The 21,281-nt window shown below is 64.8% G+C and carries 24 protein-coding genes; 15 read left to right on the plus strand and 9 right to left on the minus strand.

Annotated features, from left to right (window positions below; genetic code table 11):
* Positions 1 to 4 precede the first annotated feature (4 nt).
* From GGD62_RS37365 to GGD62_RS37380, 4 genes are all read right to left on the minus strand, one after another.
* Complete coding sequence (locus tag GGD62_RS37365; RefSeq protein WP_183713643.1) at positions 5 to 871, minus strand: L,D-transpeptidase; 867 nt, start codon at positions 869 to 871, stop codon at positions 5 to 7.
* Between the two features lie 293 nt (positions 872 to 1,164).
* Positions 1,165 to 2,112, minus strand: a complete 948-nt coding sequence (locus tag GGD62_RS37370) for an ABC transporter substrate-binding protein (protein WP_183713613.1) — start codon at positions 2,110 to 2,112, stop codon at positions 1,165 to 1,167.
* 150 nt (positions 2,113 to 2,262) lie between these two features.
* On the minus strand, positions 2,263 to 3,051 hold the full coding sequence (locus GGD62_RS37375) for a helix-turn-helix transcriptional regulator (RefSeq protein ID WP_183236238.1): 789 nt from the start codon (positions 3,049 to 3,051) through the stop codon (positions 2,263 to 2,265).
* A 116-nt stretch (positions 3,052 to 3,167) separates the two neighbouring features.
* Positions 3,168 to 4,370, minus strand: a complete 1,203-nt coding sequence (locus GGD62_RS37380; RefSeq protein ID WP_183713616.1) for an LLM class flavin-dependent oxidoreductase — start codon at positions 4,368 to 4,370, stop codon at positions 3,168 to 3,170.
* 107 nt (positions 4,371 to 4,477) lie between these two features.
* Between GGD62_RS37380 and GGD62_RS37385 the strand changes: the two genes are divergently transcribed.
* The 7 genes from GGD62_RS37385 (at position 4,478) to GGD62_RS37415 (ending at position 10,027) form a co-directional block, all read left to right on the plus strand.
* Entirely contained in the window at positions 4,478 to 4,651 is a 174-nt protein-coding gene (locus tag GGD62_RS37385; protein WP_179733083.1) for a hypothetical protein, read from the plus strand.
* Positions 4,638 to 4,823: a periplasmic nitrate reductase, NapE protein gene (gene napE / locus GGD62_RS37390; protein ID WP_018318384.1), complete on the plus strand. Its 186-nt coding sequence runs from the start codon at positions 4,638 to 4,640 to the stop codon at positions 4,821 to 4,823. Before GGD62_RS37385 ends, napE begins: the two co-directional genes overlap by 14 nt.
* 26 nt (positions 4,824 to 4,849) lie before the next feature.
* Complete coding sequence (locus tag GGD62_RS37395; protein ID WP_026202011.1) at positions 4,850 to 5,164, plus strand: chaperone NapD; 315 nt, start codon at positions 4,850 to 4,852, stop codon at positions 5,162 to 5,164.
* 16 nt (positions 5,165 to 5,180) lie between these two features.
* The gene (gene napA / locus GGD62_RS37400) at positions 5,181 to 7,694 is read left to right on the plus strand and encodes a nitrate reductase catalytic subunit NapA (RefSeq protein WP_183713619.1); all 2,514 of its coding nucleotides are present in this window, start codon (positions 5,181 to 5,183) and stop codon (positions 7,692 to 7,694) included.
* The gene (locus GGD62_RS37405; RefSeq protein WP_026202010.1) at positions 7,691 to 8,161 is read left to right on the plus strand and encodes a nitrate reductase cytochrome c-type subunit; all 471 of its coding nucleotides are present in this window, start codon (positions 7,691 to 7,693) and stop codon (positions 8,159 to 8,161) included. The genes napA and GGD62_RS37405 overlap by 4 nt, the downstream gene beginning before the upstream one ends.
* Positions 8,158 to 8,811, plus strand: a complete 654-nt coding sequence (locus GGD62_RS37410; RefSeq protein WP_018318380.1) for a NapC/NirT family cytochrome c — start codon at positions 8,158 to 8,160, stop codon at positions 8,809 to 8,811. Before GGD62_RS37405 ends, GGD62_RS37410 begins: the two co-directional genes overlap by 4 nt.
* A gap of 100 nt (positions 8,812 to 8,911) precedes the next feature.
* The gene (locus tag GGD62_RS37415) at positions 8,912 to 10,027 is read left to right on the plus strand and encodes an ATP-dependent RecD-like DNA helicase (protein WP_026202009.1); all 1,116 of its coding nucleotides are present in this window, start codon (positions 8,912 to 8,914) and stop codon (positions 10,025 to 10,027) included.
* 164 nt (positions 10,028 to 10,191) lie between these two features.
* Here GGD62_RS37415 and GGD62_RS37420 read toward each other — a convergent pair whose 3' ends face one another.
* Positions 10,192 to 11,874, minus strand: a complete 1,683-nt coding sequence (locus GGD62_RS37420; protein WP_183713622.1) for a caspase family protein — start codon at positions 11,872 to 11,874, stop codon at positions 10,192 to 10,194.
* A 257-nt stretch (positions 11,875 to 12,131) separates the two neighbouring features.
* On the opposite strand from GGD62_RS37420, the gene msrA reads away from it, so the two are divergent.
* The 4 genes from msrA to GGD62_RS37440 all read left to right on the plus strand — a co-directional run bounded on the left by msrA (position 12,132) and on the right by GGD62_RS37440 (position 14,077).
* Positions 12,132 to 12,848, plus strand: a complete 717-nt coding sequence (gene msrA, locus GGD62_RS37425) for a peptide-methionine (S)-S-oxide reductase MsrA (protein WP_183713625.1) — start codon at positions 12,132 to 12,134, stop codon at positions 12,846 to 12,848.
* Positions 12,849 to 12,878: 30 nt separating this feature from the next.
* The gene (gene msrB / locus GGD62_RS37430) at positions 12,879 to 13,298 is read left to right on the plus strand and encodes a peptide-methionine (R)-S-oxide reductase MsrB (RefSeq protein WP_092260430.1); all 420 of its coding nucleotides are present in this window, start codon (positions 12,879 to 12,881) and stop codon (positions 13,296 to 13,298) included.
* A gap of 107 nt (positions 13,299 to 13,405) precedes the next feature.
* Positions 13,406 to 13,570, plus strand: a complete 165-nt coding sequence (locus GGD62_RS37435; RefSeq protein ID WP_084674830.1) for a DUF3309 family protein — start codon at positions 13,406 to 13,408, stop codon at positions 13,568 to 13,570.
* Between the two features lie 213 nt (positions 13,571 to 13,783).
* Positions 13,784 to 14,077, plus strand: a complete 294-nt coding sequence (locus tag GGD62_RS37440) for a hypothetical protein (RefSeq protein WP_018318374.1) — start codon at positions 13,784 to 13,786, stop codon at positions 14,075 to 14,077.
* Between the two features lie 112 nt (positions 14,078 to 14,189).
* On the opposite strand, the gene GGD62_RS37445 is transcribed toward GGD62_RS37440, so the two are convergent.
* Entirely contained in the window at positions 14,190 to 14,744 is a 555-nt protein-coding gene (locus GGD62_RS37445; RefSeq protein WP_092260426.1) for a DUF4112 domain-containing protein, read from the minus strand.
* 61 nt (positions 14,745 to 14,805) lie between these two features.
* Positions 14,806 to 15,231 carry a DUF5413 family protein gene (locus GGD62_RS37450; RefSeq protein WP_183713626.1) on the minus strand — a complete coding sequence of 142 codons (426 nt, stop codon included), beginning with the start codon at positions 15,229 to 15,231 and terminating at the stop codon, positions 14,806 to 14,808.
* Between the two features lie 144 nt (positions 15,232 to 15,375).
* Here GGD62_RS37450 and GGD62_RS37455 point away from each other — a divergent pair, with 144 nt between their 5' ends.
* The 3 genes from GGD62_RS37455 to GGD62_RS37465 all read left to right on the plus strand — a co-directional run bounded on the left by GGD62_RS37455 (position 15,376) and on the right by GGD62_RS37465 (position 16,439).
* Entirely contained in the window at positions 15,376 to 15,618 is a 243-nt protein-coding gene (locus GGD62_RS37455; RefSeq protein ID WP_018318371.1) for a hypothetical protein, read from the plus strand.
* A gap of 37 nt (positions 15,619 to 15,655) precedes the next feature.
* Positions 15,656 to 15,886 (plus strand): hypothetical protein, encoded by a 231-nt coding sequence (locus GGD62_RS37460; protein WP_026202008.1) that lies wholly within the window; start codon positions 15,656 to 15,658, stop codon positions 15,884 to 15,886.
* A gap of 259 nt (positions 15,887 to 16,145) precedes the next feature.
* On the plus strand, positions 16,146 to 16,439 hold the full coding sequence (locus tag GGD62_RS37465; RefSeq protein ID WP_026202007.1) for a hypothetical protein: 294 nt from the start codon (positions 16,146 to 16,148) through the stop codon (positions 16,437 to 16,439).
* 320 nt (positions 16,440 to 16,759) lie between these two features.
* Here the strand turns inward: GGD62_RS37465 and GGD62_RS37470 are convergent, their stop codons facing one another.
* Positions 16,760 to 18,361, minus strand: coding sequence for a hypothetical protein (locus tag GGD62_RS37470; RefSeq protein ID WP_183713629.1), 1,602 nt, complete (start codon positions 18,359 to 18,361; stop codon positions 16,760 to 16,762).
* A gap of 37 nt (positions 18,362 to 18,398) precedes the next feature.
* A complete protein-coding gene (locus tag GGD62_RS37475; protein WP_018318369.1) occupies positions 18,399 to 19,691 on the minus strand; it encodes an adenylosuccinate synthase in 1,293 nt (430 codons plus the stop codon).
* 421 nt (positions 19,692 to 20,112) lie between these two features.
* Here GGD62_RS37475 and GGD62_RS37480 point away from each other — a divergent pair, with 421 nt between their 5' ends.
* Complete coding sequence (locus GGD62_RS37480; protein WP_018318368.1) at positions 20,113 to 21,045, plus strand: DMT family transporter; 933 nt, start codon at positions 20,113 to 20,115, stop codon at positions 21,043 to 21,045.
* The last annotated feature ends 236 nt before the right edge of the window (positions 21,046 to 21,281 follow it).

A 21,281-nucleotide genomic window follows, 5' to 3' on the forward strand; every position in this document is an offset into this window, starting at 1 on the left:
GGAGCTACCGCGCCTCGGCGATCTTCGCTCCAAATGGCAGCATCTGCGCGTTGGCTGCCAAGGGCCGCTTCGATGGCGATGCAGGGTCCGGCAACCGGAACGCGGCGTCGGCCGGCGCGCCCTGGGATGGACGACGAACGGTTGCCGGTAACACGATCACTTTCGCGCCGACTTTCACCCGCTCATACAGATCCGTGACGTCGTCATTGGTCAGCCGGATGCAGCCGGACGACACGCGCTTGCCGATCGTATCGGGCTTGTTGGTGCCGTGAATCCGATATTCCGTCTCGCCGAGATACATCGCCCGCGCGCCCAGCGGATTGCCGGGACCGCCTGCCATGAACCGCGGCAGATAAGGCTGACGCGAGACCATCTCCGCAGGCGGATGCCAATCCGGCCATTCCGCCTTGCGGGCCACAGTCTGCTCACCGGACCATGTGAAACCTTCGCGGCCGACACCGATGCCGTAGCGCAACGCCTGGGTGTCGTTCAGAACCAAATAGAGGAATGTGTTCTTGGTATCGATGATCACGGTGCCCGGCGTCTGGCGGCTGGCGTAGTCAACCACCTGCCGGACCAATGCTCCGGGACCATCAGCGTCGGCTTTTGGTGGTTCGACCAAAGGTGCCGGAGTCGGAATCGGAGCCGGAGCTACCGCCGGCGCGGATGCATGAACCGGGGGCGCCACGTAAACCGGACTTGACGATGCCTTGGCTTCCTGTGGGGACGGCTTGCGTACCGGCTGCACGCTCGCCGGGCCTGACAGCAAACCGTAACCCAATGCGGCGACAGCCACGGCGCCAATTGCAACTCTCGCGGCCATGGGTATTGCGAGCGTCTCCGCCTTTCCACGTTTCGCCCGCTTACCCATACTGTTTCCCCAGGTCACTGTGCCCTGAAGAGGTACCCAGCAAAATTTAAGAAACTTCGAAGCGATGCCGCTCAGGCGGGAACCGTCAGCGATGGTTAACGACGGGCTCTTGTTCGGCGGCATCAAAATTGGGAGCACCGCTTGATAGTGAGCTAGCACTGCGGACAACGCGCTTCTCTGAATAGCCCGGCGGAGCGGACACGCTGCGACCTTGACTGCTCCCAGCCCGACAGCCGACATTCTGAGGCCAGAAACAGAAGGCAGCTAAGGCGCCAGAAACGGAAGCCGAGAACTCACTCGACCGTCCTGTCGGCACGAGAGAGTAGCATCGGCGGCATTTCGACACCTAGCATTTTGGCTGTCTTGAGATTGATGACCAGTTCGAACTTTGTCGGCTGCTCAACAGGCACCTCGGCTACCTTTGCGCCTCGCAATAGTCTTGCGACCTGACGCGCGCATTGGTGGAAAACCGCGCTGAGGCGGGGACCGTATCCCATCAGTCCGCCTTCTTCCGCCTGCTCGGGCCACTGCAGAATGGCGGGCAGGCGGCGGAGGGCCAGCCGATCGCGGATCAGGTACTGGAATTTCGATGCCAAGATCGGCGAGGCCAGCAGGTTGACGGCCCCGATCTCTTCGACCTTCAAAGCGTCAATCACACGGATGAGATCTTCCTCGGATCGTGCGGCAAACGGAACGATCTCGACGCCGAGCCTCTTGGCGGCGCTTTCGAGAGTACTCATGTTTGGTATCGGCAGGCGGTCTGCCAGAGCTGCTATTCGCCGGATAGCTGGCAGTGCTTCATGCAGCAACTCCAATCGCTTGGCGTCGAGCTGAAACGCAAAGATGGCAACACCAGTGGTGTTACCTTCGGGATGCGGCATCGAGGCGACAAGCTTGCTGCCAAGCAAGTCGTCCGCGATCACCACGATTGGAATACGCTGCGTTGCTTTCTGTGCTGCGTGCCCTGCTTCGGCCCCGACTGCCATCAGCACATGTGGACTTGCCTCGACCAGTTCAATGGCCACACTGGCATAAGACGCGGCAGCCACCCTTTCGCCACGGCTGTCGATCTCAAGGTTTTTGCCTCTGACAAAGCCGGCTCTGCCCAGTTCATCGAAGAAGCTGAGCGGTACCGGCCCCAATGCCGCAACGCGGTACCGCTGGCCAGCCCGCTGTGCGCGGGCTTTGAGCGGCAATGCCGCAGCGCCAGCAATCAGCGTGGCGAACTCGCGCCGCTTCATGTGGATCCCGGGAGCATTTGACCGGGTCTCAGTCTAGCACATTGGAGGCGAGGAGTGGCGTCGGCTTCGGGTCAAAAGGCGACGATCCCCGTAGGTGGACCGCGTGTCCGCTTTGCTTTCGGAAGCAGGTATCGCGGACTCCCGGTCCCCTCAGTTCAGGCCGTGTGGCCCTGCCAGCAGGCCCAGCACGATTCCGAACAATTCGTTCTGCGAGGAGATGCCGAGCCGCTGATAGGCGCGCTTGCGGTAGGTCAGGGTCGAATGCAGGCTGATGCCGAGTCCTTGCGAGATCGCTTCGGAGCTGAAGCCAAGCAGGATGCGGCGGCAGACCTCCTGCTCGCGCGGTGTCAGGTTCGAGAGTGGCGCGCGCGTCGCGAACAATGTGGCGAGGTTCTGATCAGGCGTCGCGGTCGCGGCCTGCTGAAAATGACGCGCGACGCTGGCGCCGATCGCGGGCGCGATCGTCTGCAGCCGTTCGCGTTGCGCGGCGCTGAAGCGGCCCTGGGACGTGATGCGGTAGAAGTTGACGTAGAAGCAGGTGTCGCCGGTCCAGATCGCGGTCGCGCATTTGTCGACGATGCCGGAATCGTGGAAGAAGATCTTGCGGTAGCGCGCGCCGTACATGCGGGGCGCGAAGCTCGGCAGCATGATCGGCGCAGTGCCCTCGCCTTCGAACAGCGCATCGCGGTTGGGATCGGATTCGTGGAACTGGCCGGCATAGGCGGCGCCGAGATCGCCGCCGATCGGGATATTGCCGGCATCGAGCAGGCAGGTCGCGGCACCTGCACGGCTCAGCGCAAACACCATGCAATGACCGACATCGGCCTGGCGGCGCAGCGTGTCGATGAGGACTTTGGGGAAATCGGAGCGGCCGATGGCGAGCACCGCGGGCGTGATGTCGCCAGCCGCTGGAGTTGTGGCCGTTCCGTCGGGCCGCATTGGCTTCCTCCGTCTGACGCTGTTTTGCGGAAGGATAGCAGCAACGATCGGGCGCCGAAAGCCGGCAACGCGTGTGATGCGCTGCAGAGCCGGGGCCCATGCCGGATGCAGATCCCCTACCCCGCCGCCTTCGCTGGCGCCACGTTGACCGCAAGCTTGCCGTAGCGGTCCGTAAACGCCTCGGTGTCGATCTCCTCCAGCTTGATCTCGCCGCTCATGACGCCCCGCTTCCAGGCCGCCTGCGCCGGGTCGTTCTGGAACTCCGGCATCACCTCGCGGCCGAACAGCTCCAGCGATTCGCAGATGTGCTCGTGGCTGTTCTTGCCGGCCTGGTTGAGCAGGATGACCTGGTCGATATGCGAGGACTGAAAGCGCTTCAGCTTCCTGCGGATCGTCTCGGGCGAGCCGATCAGGCCGCCGCGCAAGGCCGCCTCCTGCGCCTCCGGATTGTCGCGCTTCCACTTGTTGTACTCGTCCCACATGTTGACGGTGTAGGGCGCGGGCCGCTGGCGGTTCTGCGAGGCACCGTAGAAGCGCAGCGCGAACTGGAAGAAGGTGGCGCCGTCGGCGCGGGCGCGCGCCTCCTCATCCGTTTTGGCGCACATGAAGAACGAGACCAGCGCCATGTTCGGGTTGATCTGGTAGTTCGCCAGCTTTGCGAGACGCTTGGTCATCGCGTTGTAATAGGCGTGCACCCAGGCATGCGCGGCATCCGCACTGACGAACTGAAAACCGAGCGCACCAAAACCGTGACGGCCGGCACGCTCGATGGTCGGCAGCTGCGAGCACGCCATCCACAGCGGCGGATGCGGCTTCTGCACCGGTTTTGGCACGACATTGCGCAGGGGAATGTCGAAATACTTGCCGTGATGTTCGCTGCCCGCGTCCTTGAACATCGGGAAGATCGCCTGCACGGCTTCTTCAAAGACCTCCTTCTTGGTCTCCATGTCGCGGCCGAACGGCGTGAGCTCGGTGATGGACGCGCTCTCGCCCATACCGAACTCGCAGCGCCCGTTCGAGAGCAGATCGAGCACCGCGACACGCTCGGCAACGCGCGCCGGGTGATTGGTGGTGAGCTGCAGGATGCCGTGGCCAAGCCGGATGTTTTTCGTGCGCTGGCTGGCCGCGGCGAGAAAGGATTCCGGCGAGGGCGAGTGCGAATATTCCTCGAGGAAGTGATGCTCGACCACCCAGGCATGGTCGTAACCGAGCTTGTCGGCGAGCTCCATCTGCGAGAGGGCATTCTGGTAGAGCCGAAGCTCGTCGCCGGCCACCCAGGGCCGCGGCAGTTGCAGCTCGTAGAAGATGCCGAACTTCATGGCGTCGCTCTCCCGCTTTATTGTTGTTAAGCTCATCTTAAGGTGTGAGGCGGAGCTGTCTACGGAGCAGCAATTCCGCCGCGCGGGAGACTGATCCCGAGCCTGGCATGGCGACCCATACCCGCCTCGGCGCCGCCGCTGCGACATCCGCGCAAGTCGACAGGTTGATCCAGATCAACGCCACCACGGCCCGATTGCAGCAAAAGGGCTGCAAGGCAACGGCCCGGATGCCGTCCCGCTTCCCATACCATCCCGAAGAGACCGAATATGTCGGCCCCTGACGACACGACTTCGCGCGTGCGCCGCAAGCGCATGGAGATTTTCGCTTTCCTGTTCCTGACCGCGATCGTGATGCCCGTCCTCGCGGTCGGAACAGTCGGCTCCTATGGGCTCGGCGTCTGGATCTACCAGATGTTTGCTGGCCCTCCCGGCCCGCCGCCCTCCCCGCATTGATCTCCTCCAAGCGAAAGACCGGCATCATGGCCCAAGCTTCACTCAACCGCCGCGCATTGATCACCGGCCGCGTGCTCAGCACCGACCGCATCGTGCCGCCACCGGGCGCCGAAATCGCCAGCATCATCGTGCAGGCGCGCCCCGAGCGCCTCGCCGAACTCGAAGCTGAGATCACCGCCCTGCCCGGCTGCGAGATCCATGGCCGCGACCCACGCGGCAAACTCGTCGTCGTGACCGAAGCGCCCGATGCCGGCAGCCTCGGCACCCTGCTCAACACCATCCAGTCGCTGCAACACGTCTATTCCGCGGCGCTGGTCTTCCACGCCATCGAAACCGCCTGAGTCAGGAAGAGCCATCATGACATCGCCAAAGCTCGACCGCCGCCAGATGCTGAAGCTCGAGGCCGCCGCGATTGCGGCCGCCGCAGCAGGCATGCCGGCTCCGGCGCTCGCCGCCAATCTCATCACCGAGCGCGACAACAGCGAAATGAAATGGGACAAGGCCGCCTGCCGCTTCTGCGGCACCGGCTGCTCGGTGATGGTCGCGACCAAGGACAATCGCGTCGTCGCCACCCATGGCGACATCAAGGCCGAGGTCAACCGCGGCCTCAACTGCGTCAAGGGCTACTTCCTCTCCAAGATCATGTACGGCCATGACCGCCTGACCCAGCCGATGCTGCGCAAGACGGGCGGCAAATACGACAAGAACGGCGAGTTCACGCCCGTATCCTGGACCGAAGCCTTCGACATCATGGAGGTGAAGTGGAAGGAGGCGTTCAAGAAGCGCGGCCCCAACGGCGTCGCCATGTTCGGCTCCGGCCAGTGGACGATCTGGGAAGGTTATGCAGCCTCGAAGCTGTTCAAGGCCGGCTTCCGCACCAACAACATCGATCCCAATGCGCGGCACTGCATGGCTTCCGCCGTCGCCGGCATGATGCGCACTTTCGGCATCGACGAGCCGCCCGGCTGCTACGACGACATCGAGGCGACCGACGCCTTCGTGCTGTGGGGCTCCAACATGGCGGAGATGCACCCCATCCTGTGGACACGCCTCGCCGACCGCCGGCTGTCCGCGCCGCATGTCCGCGTCGCCGTGCTCTCGACCTTCGAGCACCGCTCGTTCGACCTCGCCGACATCGGCATGGTGTTCAAGCCGCAGACCGACCTCTACATCCTCAACGCCATCGCCAACCACATCATCAAGACCGGCCGGGTCAACAAGGACTTCGTCGCCGCGCATACGATTTTCAGGCGAGGGCAGACCGATATCGGCTACGGTTTGAGGCCGGAGCATCCGCTTCAGAAAAAGGCAACGGGTGCAGCGAAGGCCAACGACTCCACCGACATGAGCTATGACGAGTACGTCAAGTTCGTGTCGGAATACACGCTGGAAAAGGCAGCCGAGATGTCCGGCGTGCCGCTGAACCGGCTGGAGGCGCTCGCCGAGCTCTACGCCGATCCCAAGACCAAAGTGGTCTCGTTCTGGACCATGGGCTTCAACCAGCACACCCGCGGCGTCTGGTGCAACAACCTCGTCTACAACATCCATCTTCTGACCGGAAAGATCTCCTCGCCCGGCAACAGCCCGTTCTCGCTGACCGGCCAGCCCTCGGCCTGCGGCACCGCGCGCGAGGTCGGCACCTTCTCGCACCGGCTGCCGGCCGACATGGTCGTGACCAACAAGGCGCATCGCGACCACGCCGAGCACATCTGGCAGCTGCCCGAAGGCACCATTCCCGACAAGAACGGCGCGCACGCCGTGCTGCAAAGCCGGATGCTGAAGGACGGCCTGATCAACGCCTATTGGGTGCAGGTCAACAACAACCTCCAGGCCGGCCCCAATGCCAACGAGGAGACCTATCCCGGCTTCCGCAACCCCGACAATTTCATCGTGGTCTCGGATGCCTATCCGTCGGTGACGGCACTGGCCGCCGATCTGATCCTGCCGACCGCGATGTGGGTGGAGAAGGAAGGCGCCTACGGCAATGCCGAGCGGCGCACCCAGTTCTGGCACCAGCTCGTCCCCGCGCCCGGCGAGTCGAAATCCGATCTCTGGCAGCTCATGGAGTTCTCCAAGCGCTTCAAGATCGAGGAGGTCTGGCCCGAGGAGCTGATCGCCAAGAAGCCCGAGGTTCGCGGCAAGACGCTGTTCGACGTGCTCTACAAGAACGGCCAGGTCGACAAATTCCCCGTGACCGACATCGAGCCGGGCTATCTCAACGACGAGTCCAAGGCCTTCGGCTTCTATGTGCACAAGGGCCTGTTCGAGGAATACGCCCAGTTCGGCCGCGGACATGGCCATGACCTCGCGCCGTTCGACACCTATCACCGCGAGCGCGGCCTACGCTGGCCCGTCGTCAACGGCCAGGAGACGAAGTGGCGTTTCCGCGAGGGCAGTGATCCCTACGTCAAGCAGGGCACCGACGTGCAGTTCTACGGCTATCCCGACGGCAAGGCGCGCATCTTCGCGCTGCCCTACGAGCCGCCCGCGGAATCGCCCGACAACGAATATCCCTACTGGCTCTCGACCGGCCGCGTGCTGGAGCACTGGCATTCCGGCACCATGACGCGCCGCGTGCCCGAGCTGTACAAGGCCTTCCCCGAAGCCGTGTGCTTCATGCATCCGGACGACGCGGCGGATGCCAAGCTCCGTCGCGGGGACGAGGTGAAGGTGGTCTCCCGCCGCGGCTTCATCCGCGCCCGGGTCGAAACGCGCGGCCGCGACCGGCCGCCGAAGGGCCTCGTCTTCGTGCCGTGGTTCGACGAGTCCAAGCTGATCAACAAGGTGACTCTGGACGCGACCGATCCGATTTCGCTGCAGACCGACTTCAAGAAATGCGCCGTGCGCATCGAGCGGGTGAGCCTGTCATGATGAAACGATCTGCAATCGCCTTGCTCGCCTTCGCGATCGCCGCGGCCTCGAGCTCGCTGACCGCACAGACCGTCACCTCGGGCCTGCGCGGTCCGGCCCCACTCAATGACGAGGGCCCGGCGCCGCCGATGCTGCCGAACCGCAACACGTCCGAGAAGGAGGTGCGCAATTATCCGGAGCAGCCGCCGGTCATCCCGCACACGATCGACGGCTATCAGATCGACCTCAACGGCAACAAATGCCTGTCCTGCCATGCGCGGGCACGCACGGCGGAATCGCAGGCGCCGATGGTCTCGATCACGCATTTCATGGACCGCGACGGCCAGTTCCTCGCCTCGATCTCGCCGCGGCGCTTCTTCTGCACGGAATGCCACGTGCCGCAGAACACCGCCAATCCGCCCGTGAGCAACGACTTCGTCGACATCGACACGCTGCTCTCGCGTGCAAGCCCGGGTGGCCGCCGATGACGACGACTGCTGACGAGCCCAATGCAGAGCTGAAAACCAAGCGCGGCTTCATCGCGCGAAGCTGGGACTTTGCGCTGGAGCTCTGGCGTGTGCTGACCCGGCCGAGCTCGGTGTTCGCGCTCGGAACGCTGGTGCTCGCGGGCTTCGTCGCCGGCGTTATCTTCTGGGGCGGCTTCAACACCGCGCTGGAATTGACCAACACCGAAAAATTCTGCACCGGCTGCCACGAGATGAAGGACAACGTCTACGCCGAGCTGAAATCCACCATCCACTTCAGCAATCGCTCCGGCGTGCGCGCGACCTGCCCGGATTGCCACGTCCCGCACAACTGGACCGACAAGATCGCGCGCAAGATGCAGGCCTCCAAGGAGGTCTGGGGCAAGATTTTTGGCACGATCGACACCCGCGAGAAATTCCAGGATCATCGCCTCGAGCTCGCCGCGCACGAATGGGCGCGCTTCAAGGCCAACGATTCACTGGAATGCCGCAACTGCCATAGTGCCGATTCCATGGACATCACCAAGCAGTCGCCGCGGGCCTCGGTGGCGCACCAGCGCTTCCTGTTCACGAAGGAAAAGACCTGCATCGACTGCCACAAGGGCATCGCCCACCAGCTGCCCGACATGCGCGGCGTTCCCGGCTGGCAGTAGGACAAAAGGCAACCGGCTTCGCCCCGCTTGAACCGGCGGGGCGAATGGTTAGTTTTGGGGGATGGCGAATCGCCTCGTTTCGCCCTTCCTCAAGACAGATATGGCCAGTTTCACACCGCATCAGGATGCCGCTCTCAAGGCCGTCGGCGACTGGCTGAAGGCCAGGCCGGGCCGCAATGGCACGCCGCCGATCTTCCGCCTGTTCGGCTTTGCCGGCACCGGCAAGACGACCCTGGCCCGGCACATCGCCGAAGGCGTCGACGGCGAGGTGAAATTCGCGGCCTTCACCGGCAAGGCCGCCCTCGTCATGCGCAACAAGGGTTGCGACGACGCCTCCACCATCCACTCCCTGATCTACCGCGCCCGCGAATCCGGCGAGGAGCAGCCGAGCTTCGAATTGTGGGACGACGCGCCGGCCTCGAAGGCGAAGTTGATCGTGATCGACGAATGCTCGATGGTCGACGCCGAATTGGGCCGCGACCTGATGTCGTTCGACTGCCCGCTGCTCGTGCTCGGGGATCCCGCGCAGCTGCCGCCGATCCAGGGCGGCGGCTTCTTCACCAACACCGAGCCCGACGCGATGCTGACCGAGGTGCACCGCCAGGCGCAGGACGATCCGATCGTGCGGATGTCGATGGACGTGCGCGAGGGACGCGAGCTCGACATCGGCCGCTACGGCGAGAGCGAGGTGGTCTCGCGCAAGGAGCTCGATCCCGACCGCGTGATGGGCGCCGACCAGGTGCTGGTCGGCCGCAACAACACAAGGCGCGCGTACAATATGCGGGTGCGGCAGCGCCAGAACATCGAGGACGTCTTCCCGGTCGCGGGCGACAAGCTGGTGTGCCTGCGCAACAACCGCAAGAAGGGCCTGTTCAACGGCGGGCTGTGGCGCGTGAAGTCGCGCAACACGTCGCGCTCGAAATCGCGCATCCTTTCGATGCGGCTGTCGCCGGACGAGGATTTCGGCCACAAGGTGACCAAGGTCTCGGTGCGCGCCGATTGCTTCGAGGGCGGCGTCGAGCAGATCGCCTGGGAGCAGCGCAAGCCCTATGACGAGTTCGATTACGGCTACGTGCTCACCGTGCACAAGTCGCAGGGCTCGCAATGGGACGACGTCGTGCTGTTCGACGAGAGCTTTGCGTTCCAGGACTCGCGGGCGCGGTGGCTGTATACGGGGATTACGCGCGCAGCGAAACGGCTGAGCATCGTGGTGTGACCCTGCCGTAGGGTGGGCAAAGGCGCATAGCGCCGTGCCCACGATCTCTCTCCATAAGCAAATAAACGCGTGGGCACGCTTCCGCCTTCGCTCTTCGAGCTACGGCGGACAAGTCGCTTTGCCCACCCTACGGCACGGAGAATGGGGCGCCGGAATCGCGCCCCTTACTTCCCCGCCACAAAGTAAAAATCCTCGCGTCCCGGCGGTGACCCATACGTGAATGGCTGCTGCTCGTGCTTCGTCGCAGCCCAGACGTCGTCGCGGATGATGTCGAACAGTTTTCGGATCTCGATGCGCGGCTGCTTGATCTCGCGGGCCAGCGCGGTGGCAAACGGGCTGTTGGCGCTGCCGTCGCCGTCCATCGCGGTCTCGCCGTGCTTGGCGGCGTAGACCACCATGAAGCCGGCGCCGGGCTCGATGTTGGAAAAGCCCTTGTCGACCAGCTTCAGCGACAGCGTGCGCTGCATGCTCGGCGCGAACGGATTGTCGCGGCAGGCATCCAGAACCACGAGGCGCATTTTCCGCGCGGCACCGACCGCGGCGATCACCTGCTCGAGGGCGACCGCCTGGGTCTCGGCGTCCTTGTCGGCGGCGAGCTTGGCGTCGACGGGAACGAGATAGTTCACCCCGCCGATCTCGAAGCCGTGGCCGGCGTAATAGACCACGGCCCAGTCGGCCTTCTCCGCTTCCTCCGCAAAGGCCTTCAGCGCGTCAAAGAACTTGTCGCGGGTGAGGTCATTGACGGAAATCACGCTCTGGAAGCCGACGTCGCGCAGCACGCTCGCGATCAGTTTGGAATCGCGCGGCGGATTGGGCAACGCATGGACGTTCTTGTAGGAGCCGTTGCCGATCACCAGCGCCACGCGGCGCCCGGTTGCTCCGGCCGGCGCCTGCAGCGTCAGCGCGGCGAGCCGCTCCTGCGCGACGGCACGGGCGCGAGCGACGTCGGGCTCGTCGAACTTCGTCAACGAATACGCGGCCGCGCGGTAATCGGCGCGCGCCTGCGCGAGATCTTTCTTCCGCTCGTAGATCTGGCCGCGGCCGGAATGCGCGCGGATGTTGTTCGGATTGATCTGGATGGCCGTGTTGTAGTCCTTTAGCGCGGCGTCGAGGTCGCCCTTCATCATGCTGACGTCGGCGCGGTTGTTGATCGCGAACACGTTTTTCGGCTGCCGCTCGATCAGGCCGTTGCAGTCGGCAAGGGCCTGCGCGTACCTGCCCATCATGCCGTAAGTGATGCAGCGGTTGCTGGCGATCTGCGGCGCGGCCGGGTCGATCTTCTCGGCCTCCGCGAAATCGGCGATCGCGCCGTCGAAATCCTTCATCAGCGTCCGCACGCGGGCGCGATTGGTCCAGCCGAGCAGGAATTTCGGCGTGTATTTGATCGACAGGCTGAAATCGTCGAGCGCGCTCTGCAACGCGCCGCGGCGCGCGTGGATGACGCCCCGATTGTTGTAGGGGACACCGTAGGTGGGGCGCTTCTGGAGGGCGAGGTTGTAGTCCGCCATGGCGAGGTCATCCTGGCCCTTGCGCTCATAGGCGAGGCCGCGCAGGTTGAGAGCAATGACGTAATCAGGATCGAGATCGATCGCGATGGACAGGGTCTCGATCGCACGGTCGTAGTCGCGCTTGCTGATCAGCGTGTTGCCGCGCACGGAGAGCGCGATGGCCTTGTCCTTGCCGGTGAGCTTGTCGGCCTTCAGCAGATTGTCGCAGGCGCTCGCGCGGGCCTGGACCTCCGCCTGGCGGTCGCGGCAGAGGGTGAGATCGTCGGCCTGCGGGTCGGCCGCCGCGCTGAACAGGCCGGCGGTCAGGATGACAAGGCTCAGGGAAACGACGCGCAGCATGGGTCAGGCCTGCTCCAGCCGGATTCTTCTTAAGTCGATCATCGATCGCACCGGTTCATCTAGCGCGGAGTTCCCGGTCTCGCCAAGCCGCCGGCGCCCTTCTATCCCGCGCGGCTCATTTCACAGACTCGTGTCCGTCCCGCCGTAACAACCGGCGGCCGCGTCCGTACCTCGGATAGTGCGAAAACGCAGCCGGGCAACTGTTCGTCCGGCCCCGACCGCCCTAGACTGTCAGACCTTCCGAAAGAGGATCCGCCATGCGCAGACCTGCCCTCGCCTCCCTGCTCGCCGCAACCACCGCCCTTTCGCTAACCTTCGCACTGGCCTTTGCCGCGCCGTCTCAGGCCGCGGAGGACGCGGTCGTGATCCCCGCCCCGGCCATGGATGCGGCACCTGCGAGCGGGATCCAGACCGCCGTGATCGCCGGCGGCTGCTTCTGGGGCGTCCAAGGCGTCTTCCAGCACACCGCGGGCGTCGTCAACGCGGTCTCCGGCTATGCCGGCGGCACCAAGGCGACCGCCGACTACCAGACGGTCTCGAGCGGCCGGACTGGCCATGCCGAGGCGGTCGAGATCAAGTACGACCCGAAGAAGATCTCATACGGAAAGATCCTCCAGATCTACTTCTCGGTGGCGCACGACCCGACCCAGCTCAACCGCCAGGGCCCCGACGTCGGCACGCAATATCGCTCGGCCGTCTTCACCACCTCGGACGAGCAGAAGAAGGTGGCGGAGGCCTATATCGCCCAGCTCAACGGCACCAAGGTGTTCAGCAAGCCGATCGTGACCAAGGTCGGCGCGCTGGAGGCGTTCTACCCGGCGGAGGCCTACCACCAGGACTATCTGACGCTGCACCCGAACCAGCCCTACATCGCCTATAACGACCTGCCCAAGGTCGAGAACCTGAAAAAGCTGTTCGCGGATAACTACATTGAAAAGCCGACGCTGGTGAGCGCCAGCAAGGCCACCAACTGATCGCGAGATCATCTCAAGAACGGGAGACCCATGCCCGACACCAAAATGAAAACCACGGACGACAAGGTCATCAAGAGCGAAGAGCAGTGGCGGCGCGAATTGTCGCCGATGCAGTACGCGGTGCTGCGCGAGAAGGCGACCGAGCGTCCCTTCTCGGGCGAGTATGAGCACGACCACCGCGCCGGCACCTATGTCTGCGCCGGCTGCGGCAATGTGCTGTTCGAATCCGACGCCAAGTTCGATTCGGGCTGCGGCTGGCCGAGCTTCACCCAGCCGGCCGTCGAGAGCCATGTCGACGAGGAGCGGGACGTCAGCCACGGCATGATCCGCACCGAGGTGCTCTGCTCCAAATGCAGCGGCCATCTCGGCCACGTCTTCCCCGATGGCCCCGGGCCGACCGGCCTACGCTACTGCATCAACTCGGCCGCGCTGAAGCTGGAGCCCAAATAACGTTGCCCGCGGTCGGGTTCCTTCATGGAACCCGACCGCGCGATGTGCTTTTCTTCTCTGGCGGTGCGGCCGATCATCGCATTTGGCGGCCGCCAGGGGAGGATGCCATGTCAGTCGGGACCGTCCTGATCATCCTGGTGATCATCTATCTGCTCGGCGGCCTGTCCGGCCGCGTCGGCGGCTACGGCTATGGCATGGGCCATTCCGGCATGGGCATCGGAGGCGTTGTCTTGGTCGTGCTCGTCGTCCTGCTGCTTCTTGGCAAATTGTAAGCCATATAAGCCGTTGAAGTAATTAAGTTAATTTGATCCGCGGAGCTGCCATGCGCGGATTCATCATCTCCCATCGCAGGGGTCGCATTTTTGTCAAAACGGCCTATATTAGTGGGCGAAAATGGCATGTGCGGCGGGCCCGCTCGATTGCGGCCCCTGCCCTCCCAAACCCCACGCGCTTAAAGCCCCAGAGAGATCACGAGGTCTTTGACCATGCGTCCACTGCGTCCGTTCAACTTCAACACGTCTGCCGAACTCTTCCCCGCCGCGATCCGCAAGAAGAAGCGCGCAGGCTTCACCTATCGCCGGTTCGGCACCGCGGCCGAAGCCGTGCAGTTCGCGATGGAGCAATTGCCGACGGATTCGCTGAACGGCGCCTATCTCCAGGTCGAGGAAGCGCGTTTCGACCAGAACGGCATCCGCTCGCTCTATGAGAGCGAAGCCTTCCCGTTGCCCCGCCGTCCCAAGCCGGCGCCGGCCGAGACCGACGCCGCCGACGCGGCATAAGTTTTCGCTGAGCCGATGTGCGCGTAAAGCGCGATGGCCAAAAGGCCGTCGCGCTTTTTGCGTTTCTACTCCCTCTCCCCGTTCTTACGGGGAGAGGCGAAGAGAGGAAGCTTCAGATCCGTGGCTGCTTGTCGAGCCAACGGCGCAAGAGGCGCACGTTGCGCATGTTGGCGCGGAACATGACGTCGAAAGCGTCGCCCGCGAACGGGACCAAGCCGACCACGCCGTCGAGCGCGACATTGCCGAGCATGCGGGTGGTGATGTACCAGGGCGCCCCCAGCGCCCGGGCCTCGCGCACCAGCCACAGCGAGATCGCCGTGGTGATGATGTCGCCGACGACGGGGATCAGGCCGATCAACCCGTCGATGCCGTAGCGTATGTTGGTGCCGGGCAGGATGAAGGCGACGTCGAGCAGCTTTGCGATCGCCTCGATCCGCGCGATCCGCTGCTCGCGCGTCAGATTGCCGAACGGGCTCCCGGCGAACGGATGATCCTTGCCCAGTTCGAAACCGAACTCGCGAAAGCCCTGCTCCAGCGTTTCAGGGCGGATTTCCCGACCATCCTGATCGATGATCGGCCCGCGTGCCTCCGGTCCGGAAGCGGTCGCGCGCGAGCTCCCCGTACGGGATCTGCGTGGAGCAAGGATATCGTCGTCGGACATGGTCATGGCCTTCAGGGAACGCGCTGGGGCGGCAGAGGTTGCTGCGCCGCGCCCGAACGTCGCGCGCTCAGGTCGGCGCCGCCACTGCTTGCGGCTCCTTGATGTATTTATGCACGAGCCAGGACGAAATCACCGCCGGCACGAACCCGACGAGGCCATACAGGATGAACTGCACCGCACCCGAATCCGGCCCGCGCGAGCTGTAGGTGAGCGAGGCCAGCACGAAGGCGAACAGGCCGACCAGGAGCATCCGCAAGCCCGGGCCGATCCGCCTGACATGGGTCAGGATGTCATCGACCGCGCCGATCATCAGCGAGGGCAGGAAGCCGAACAGGTAGCTGTATTGCAGGGTCTTGAAGAACACCGCGAACAGCTTGCCGACCTCGCCGAGACTGGTCTGGGTCCAATAGCCGGACTGATAGGTCGTCGTCAGCAGCAGCAGGAACCCGCCGACGAACGGGCCAACCAGGGCAAACACCAGATAGCGTTTCATCAAACACCCTTTCACTTCGCCGACGTTTATAGCAGCGCCGCGGGAACCTTGAATAGCGGGGCGCGCTCGGCCATTGGGGGAACAAGTGGCAAGGCGACGAGTTCAGACAGGACCTGAATTATCCCTGTCAGATTGGAGCCGCCGATGGCCCGCAAATTTCTCCTGGCGACGATCACGCTGGCAGCCCTGAGTGGCCTGTCGAACGCACCCGCTCTTGCGCAGGGCCACATGGGCTCGCCGCAGGAACAGCAGGCGTGCTCACGCGACGCCTCGCGCTTCTGTCGCAAGGACCTCGGCAATGACGGCGCCGTGCAGGGTTGCCTGCAGGCCAACCGGGCCAAGCTGTCGCGCTCTTGCAGCAAGGTGTTTCAGAGCCACGGCATGTGAGGACCGCGACCATCCCCAGCGAACGGAGAGTGAAGCCATGTTGCGCGACGAACAGCTCTCGATCCTGCGGGACATCAGCCAGTCCGTTGCCTTCGCCGACGACCGCCACGGCAAGATCGGCGAGCTCATCGCCGACGGCTACGTGATGAAGGACGGCGATCTGTTCGAGCTGACCGCCAAGGGCGTCACCGCCGTCGAGGAACACGCCGCCGCGCTCGGCGCGAGCGACGTGGAACAAGCGAGCGCATCCTTTGATCGGATGATCTGATCGCGCGCGCAAGCTTTGTGCGTGACGTCCACGCAACAATTGCAAATTCCTTTGCGCCTGCCATTGCAGCCGCGTGACAATGGCGCATACTTCGCTCGGGCGGCGCAGCACCTTTCGATTCGAACTTCAAGAAATCGAGCGACCACATGCGGGACCAAACTTCCCGACGTGAAGGCTGTGACATGCGGCAGATCAAGCCACGTGCGGCGCCCCAAAAACCAAGTGGCTCAAGCCCACGGAACTCGGGGACGCATTCTGCATGACACGCTATCAAACCATCGCTTCGCTGCTTAAGACCACCGCTTCGCTCTTCGCCGTCGCAACCACGGCCATCGCACTCCAGACTTCACCCGGCCTCGCCTTCTCATCCGAAGCGCAGCAGATGTGCACGGGTGACGCGATGCGTCTGTGCTCCAGTGAGATCCCCGACATTCCCAGGGTCAGGGCCTGCATGGTGCGGAACAAGGCCCAGGTCAGCCCCGGCTGCCGCGCCGTGATGGACCGCGAAGCCGCGGCATCAGCATCGCGCAAGCGGGAGGCGGCGGCGCAGTAGTCGGGTCGAGTTCGGCTGGATCGTTGAGGCTCGGTCCGCCTCTTCCCGCCGGACAAGGTTCTCGCATGTGACTCTTGGCGGCGGCCGGCGCGCGCGCCTCGTCCTTCGAGACGGCGCTTACGCGCCTCCTCAGGATGAGGCTAATTGGCGTCAGTGCCCTTGAAACTGCTGCCTCACACTCCGCCCTCATCCTGAGAAGCCCGCCTAAGCGGGCGTCTCGAAGGATGGCTGCAGGGAAAAGCTCTCAAACGCGATAGCCCTTCCGCAAGTGGGGGGAGGTATCCCCTCGGCTCGCATCGACTCAGTCGCAGCTTGAGCCCCTAATCGCCCCACTGGACGAAGGCGTCGTTGAAGGCGCGCTCACCGGGGGCGCCCTTCTCGATGGCAATGATGGCGCGGCGCTGGTTGGCATAGACCAGCGGCACGTCGAACCACGAGCGCTCCTTCAGGAGCTGGACGTTGCGGGAGCGGTCGGCGTCGACATTGGACAGGCCCACCAGGAAGAAGCCGTCGGTGACCTTGACCGCGAGGCCGGCGAGCGGCGTGCCCCGCGCCTGCTCGTTCGACTTCATCAGGATGCCCGGCACGTTGGAGACGCTGCCGCCCGGAAAATCCGGCGGCAGGATGAAGGTCAGCTCCGCCGTGTGGCTCGCCGGCAGCGAGGAATCGGTGTTGCGGCGGAACGACATCGTCATCTTGAACTTGCGGTCGGGGATCTCGATGTCGGCGCGCACGGCGACGTCGGCCTTCTGGTTGCCAGACGCCTTGATCGGCTCGAGCCGCCACACCACCGAGCCGACATATTGCTTGCCCTTCGGATCGGACGGATCCTCGTCATAGAGCACGACCTTCTGCGCCACCGGCGCGACCGGCTGGTCGCTGGCCGAGGGCTGGCCGACGCGATCCGGAATCTTGGGCTTGCTCTGCGGCTGGGACGGATCCTTCGGCGCCTCCACCACCTGGGTCGGCGAGGACTTCAGCAAATTGGTCGCGATCTGGACCAGCTGCTTGCCCCAGAGGATGCCGGCACCGACCAGGATCAGCACGATGCCGACGGCGATCGCACTCTTGAACGGGAAGGTGGAGCGCGTGCGGGCGCGTTTCTTGGCGTCGCGCTCGGGCGCGATGCGCGGACGCGGCGACGGCGGCTGCGGCGCGTAGCGCTCGGCCTCCTCGACCGACTCGTCGTAGGAATAAGGCGCGTCCTGCTCGCCGGCGCGGTTTTCCAGGCTCGGCTCGAGCCGGTCGAATTCCGGCGAGGGCGAGGGCACGTTGGCATAGGTGCGGCGCGCGGCGCGGCTGGCCTGCGCGGCAGCGCCGCCGAGATCGTTGGCGTCGGCGGTGATGTCGCGGAAGCCGCGCACGCCGGGTGCCGGCGGCAGCGGCGGCGGAGGTCCGACATCGGGCGGACGACGCGCACCGGCGCGATCGCGTCCGGCCGCCGGCTCCGGCATCGGTGGCGGGGCGGACGGCCCCGGTTGGCGCGGGGCGTCGAAACGGGGCGCGCGCGGCGGACGCGGGGCCTCGCCTTGGTCATCGACATTGATGGATGGACGGTCGGCGCGCGGCGGCGGCGGCGCCGGACGCGTCCGCGGCGGGGCCGGCGCAGCCGGGCCGCCTTCGGCCGCTCGGGTGCTGGCGCGGCGAAAGGCATCGCCGCTGCTGCCGCCGCGGGCGCCGCCGCCGGGGCGCGAGGCCTCGCGGGCGCGCTGGGCAGCCTCCGATTCGACCTTGCGGACCGCCTCCTCCAGCGACAACCTTTCGCGGGTGATCTCGGATTCGGAGAGCGGCGGCTGCACGCTGCGCAGCTGCGCGATCAATGCCGTGCGCGCCCGCTCATAGAGCGCGCGACGGCTTTCGCCGGGAGCGTTCGGGTCCAGGGCGGCAATAGCGCGGGCGATCAGCGGATAGTAATCAGCCATTTCAACTCAACTATACGCGCGTCCCGGTAAGATATCGTTAAGCCTCAAACGGATTTTGCACCAGGATAGTATCTTCGCGTTCGGGGCTGGTGGAAAGCAGCGCAACCGGGCACCCCACCAATTCCTCGATCCGCCGGACATATTTGATGGCCTGGGCCGGCAGGTCGGCCCAGGACCGCGCATTGGCGGTCGGCTCCTTCCAGCCCTCGATGGTCTCGTAGATCGGCTCGACCCGGGCCTGGGCACCCTCGCCGGCCGGGAAGTGGTCGATCTCCTTGCCGTCGAGCTTGTAGCCGGTGCAGACCTCGATCGTGTCGAAGCCGTCGAGGATGTCGAGCTTGGTCAGCGCCAGGCCGTTGATGCCGCAGGTCCGGACCGCCTGGCGGACCAGCACGGCGTCGAACCAGCCGCAGCGGCGCGGACGGCCGGTGTTGGTGCCGAACTCGCGGCCGCGCTCGCCGATCCGGCGGCCGGTCTCGTTGTCCTGCTCGGTCGGGAACGGGCCCTGGCCGACGCGGGTGGTGTAGGCCTTGCACAGGCCGAGCACATAGCCGACCGCGCCCGGTCCGAGGCCGGCGCCGGTCGCGGCCTGCGCCGCCACCGTGTTGGACGAGGTGACGTAGGGATAGGTGCCGTGGTCGACGTCGAGCAGTGCGCCCTGCGCGCCTTCGAACAGCATGCGCTTGCCTTCACGCCGCTTGATGTCGAGCAGCCGCCACACCGTCTCGGCGTAGGGCAGCAGCTCCGGCGCCAGCGCGCTCAACTCCTTCAGGATCACCTTGCCGTCGAATTCGGGAAGGCCGAGGCCGCGGCGCAGTGCGTTGTGGTGGGCAAGCAGCCGGTCGATCTTGTGCGGGAGCGTGTCGAGGTCGGCGAGGTCCATCAGGCGGATGGCGCGGCGGCCGACCTTGTCCTCATAGGCCGGGCCGATGCCGCGGCGGGTGGTGCCGATCGCGGTCGCGGCGCTGGCCGATTCGCGGTGCGCATCGAGCTCGCGGTGCAGCGGCAGGATCAGCGTGACGTTCTCGGCGATACGCAGGTTCTCCGGCGAGACCGCAACGCCCTGCGCCCGCAGCTTGGAGACCTCGTCGAGGAAGGCGGCGGGATCGAACACCACGCCGTTGCCGATCACCGACAGCTTCTGCTCGCGCAGCACGCCCGAGGGCAGCAGCGCGAGCTTGTAGGTCTTGCCGTTGATCACCAGCGTGTGGCCGGCGTTATGACCGCCCTGGAAGCGGACGACGATGTCCGCCTGCTCCGACAACCAGTCGACGATCTTGCCCTTTCCTTCGTCGCCCCACTGGGCGCCGACGACGACAACATTGGCCATTCGCGGGTAATCCTTCGAAGATTTCTCTGTAGGTGGCATGATCCGAACGGAAAATTGGTACCCACTTTTCCGGAATCATGCCTGCGCCCAGCCCAATTCCCGGCCAGAGGCCGTTCGCACGCGAGGCAGCCCAACCGGATAAAGGAAGCAGCCTCTCTAGGCAAGCAAGAACGGGGCATTTTCAGGGCTTCGAGGCTACTCCAAGCCTTTGATATCCCCGGAAAATCCAGAAACCTTCGCGCCGGCGCGCGGGGCTTCGACCAAAGCGTGAGAGGCGCAATCCGCCGCTGCATGGTCGCGATGCGTCCGCCCCCCGTTGATGCAGCCCCGATTTCCGTGTCTTTGGACAGCGCCGGGCGATCAGCCGGCCCGGATCCCGCCGGGCTGGAAGCCTCGGCGCATGCGGGGCACGCCAATCCCAATGTCCGCCACCGGCCAGACCACCAGCACGGAGACATCCGGTCACAGCTGGATCGCCAACCAGCCTTATCTGCTGCTCAGCATCACCGCGCTGTGCTGGGCCGGCAACGCCATCGTCGGGCGGCTCGCCGCCGGCCACATCCCGCCGGTCACGCTATCGTTCCTGCGCTGGTTCTTCGCCTTCCTGCTGGTGCTGCCGTTCGCCTGGAAACATCTCACCCAGGACTGGCCCGCGATCCGCGGCAGGCTTGGCCTGATGATCACGCTCTCGGTCACCGGCATCGGCGCCTTCAACACGCTGCAATACTGGGCGCTGGAGCATACCCAGGCACTCAATACGCTGCTGCTGCAGTCGGCCGCGCCGCTGATCGTGGCGCTGTGGTCGCTGGCCATCCTCGGCATCCGCCTCACCGCCGCGCAGGCGTTCGGCGTGCTCCTGTCGATGTGCGGCGTGCTGACCATTCTGCTGCACGGCGATTTCACCACGCTGTCGAACATCGAGTTCAACAAAGGCGACCTCATCTTCATCGTCGCGCTCGTCATCTTCGCGCTGTATTCGGTGCTGACCTTGAAACGGCCGCCGATGCACGGCCTGTCGTTCCTCGCCTTCACCTTCGGGGCCGGCGCGGCCTGCCTCATTCCGCTGGAGATCTGGGAATTGTCCGCGCGCCCAGTCATGAAGCTCGACGGGCCGAACCTCTTGACGCTGTTCTACGTCGCGGTGTTTCCCTCGACGCTGGCCTATCTCTGCTTCAATCGCGGCGTCCGCCTGATCGGCGCCAACCGTGCCGCGCCGTTCTTCCACGTCGTGCCGGTGTTCGGCTCGATCATGGCGATGGCGTTCCTGGGCGAACACCCGCAGGCATTCCACTTCATCGGCTTCGCGCTGGTGCTGTCGGGCGTGTTCGTGGCGTCACGGAAGCAAGCGACGTAATTTCTTCCTTCTCCCCTTGCGGGAGAAGGTGGCGCGAAGCGCCGGATGAGGGGTTGCATCCGCGCACTCAAATGAGAATTGGACTCGCGGAAAGAGACCCCTCACCCGTCTCGCCGCTTCGCGGCGAGCCACCCTCCCCCACAGGGCAGGGCTATCGCATATGGCTGAGGGTGGCCAAGAGGAATGCGTTGTCCCAGCCAGCGCGCTTGATTTTACGCCGGAGGGAAGCGCGATCC

The sequence above is a fragment of the Bradyrhizobium sp. ERR14 genome (genome assembly GCF_014198235.1).
Classification (GTDB): Bacteria; Pseudomonadota; Alphaproteobacteria; order Rhizobiales; family Xanthobacteraceae; genus Bradyrhizobium.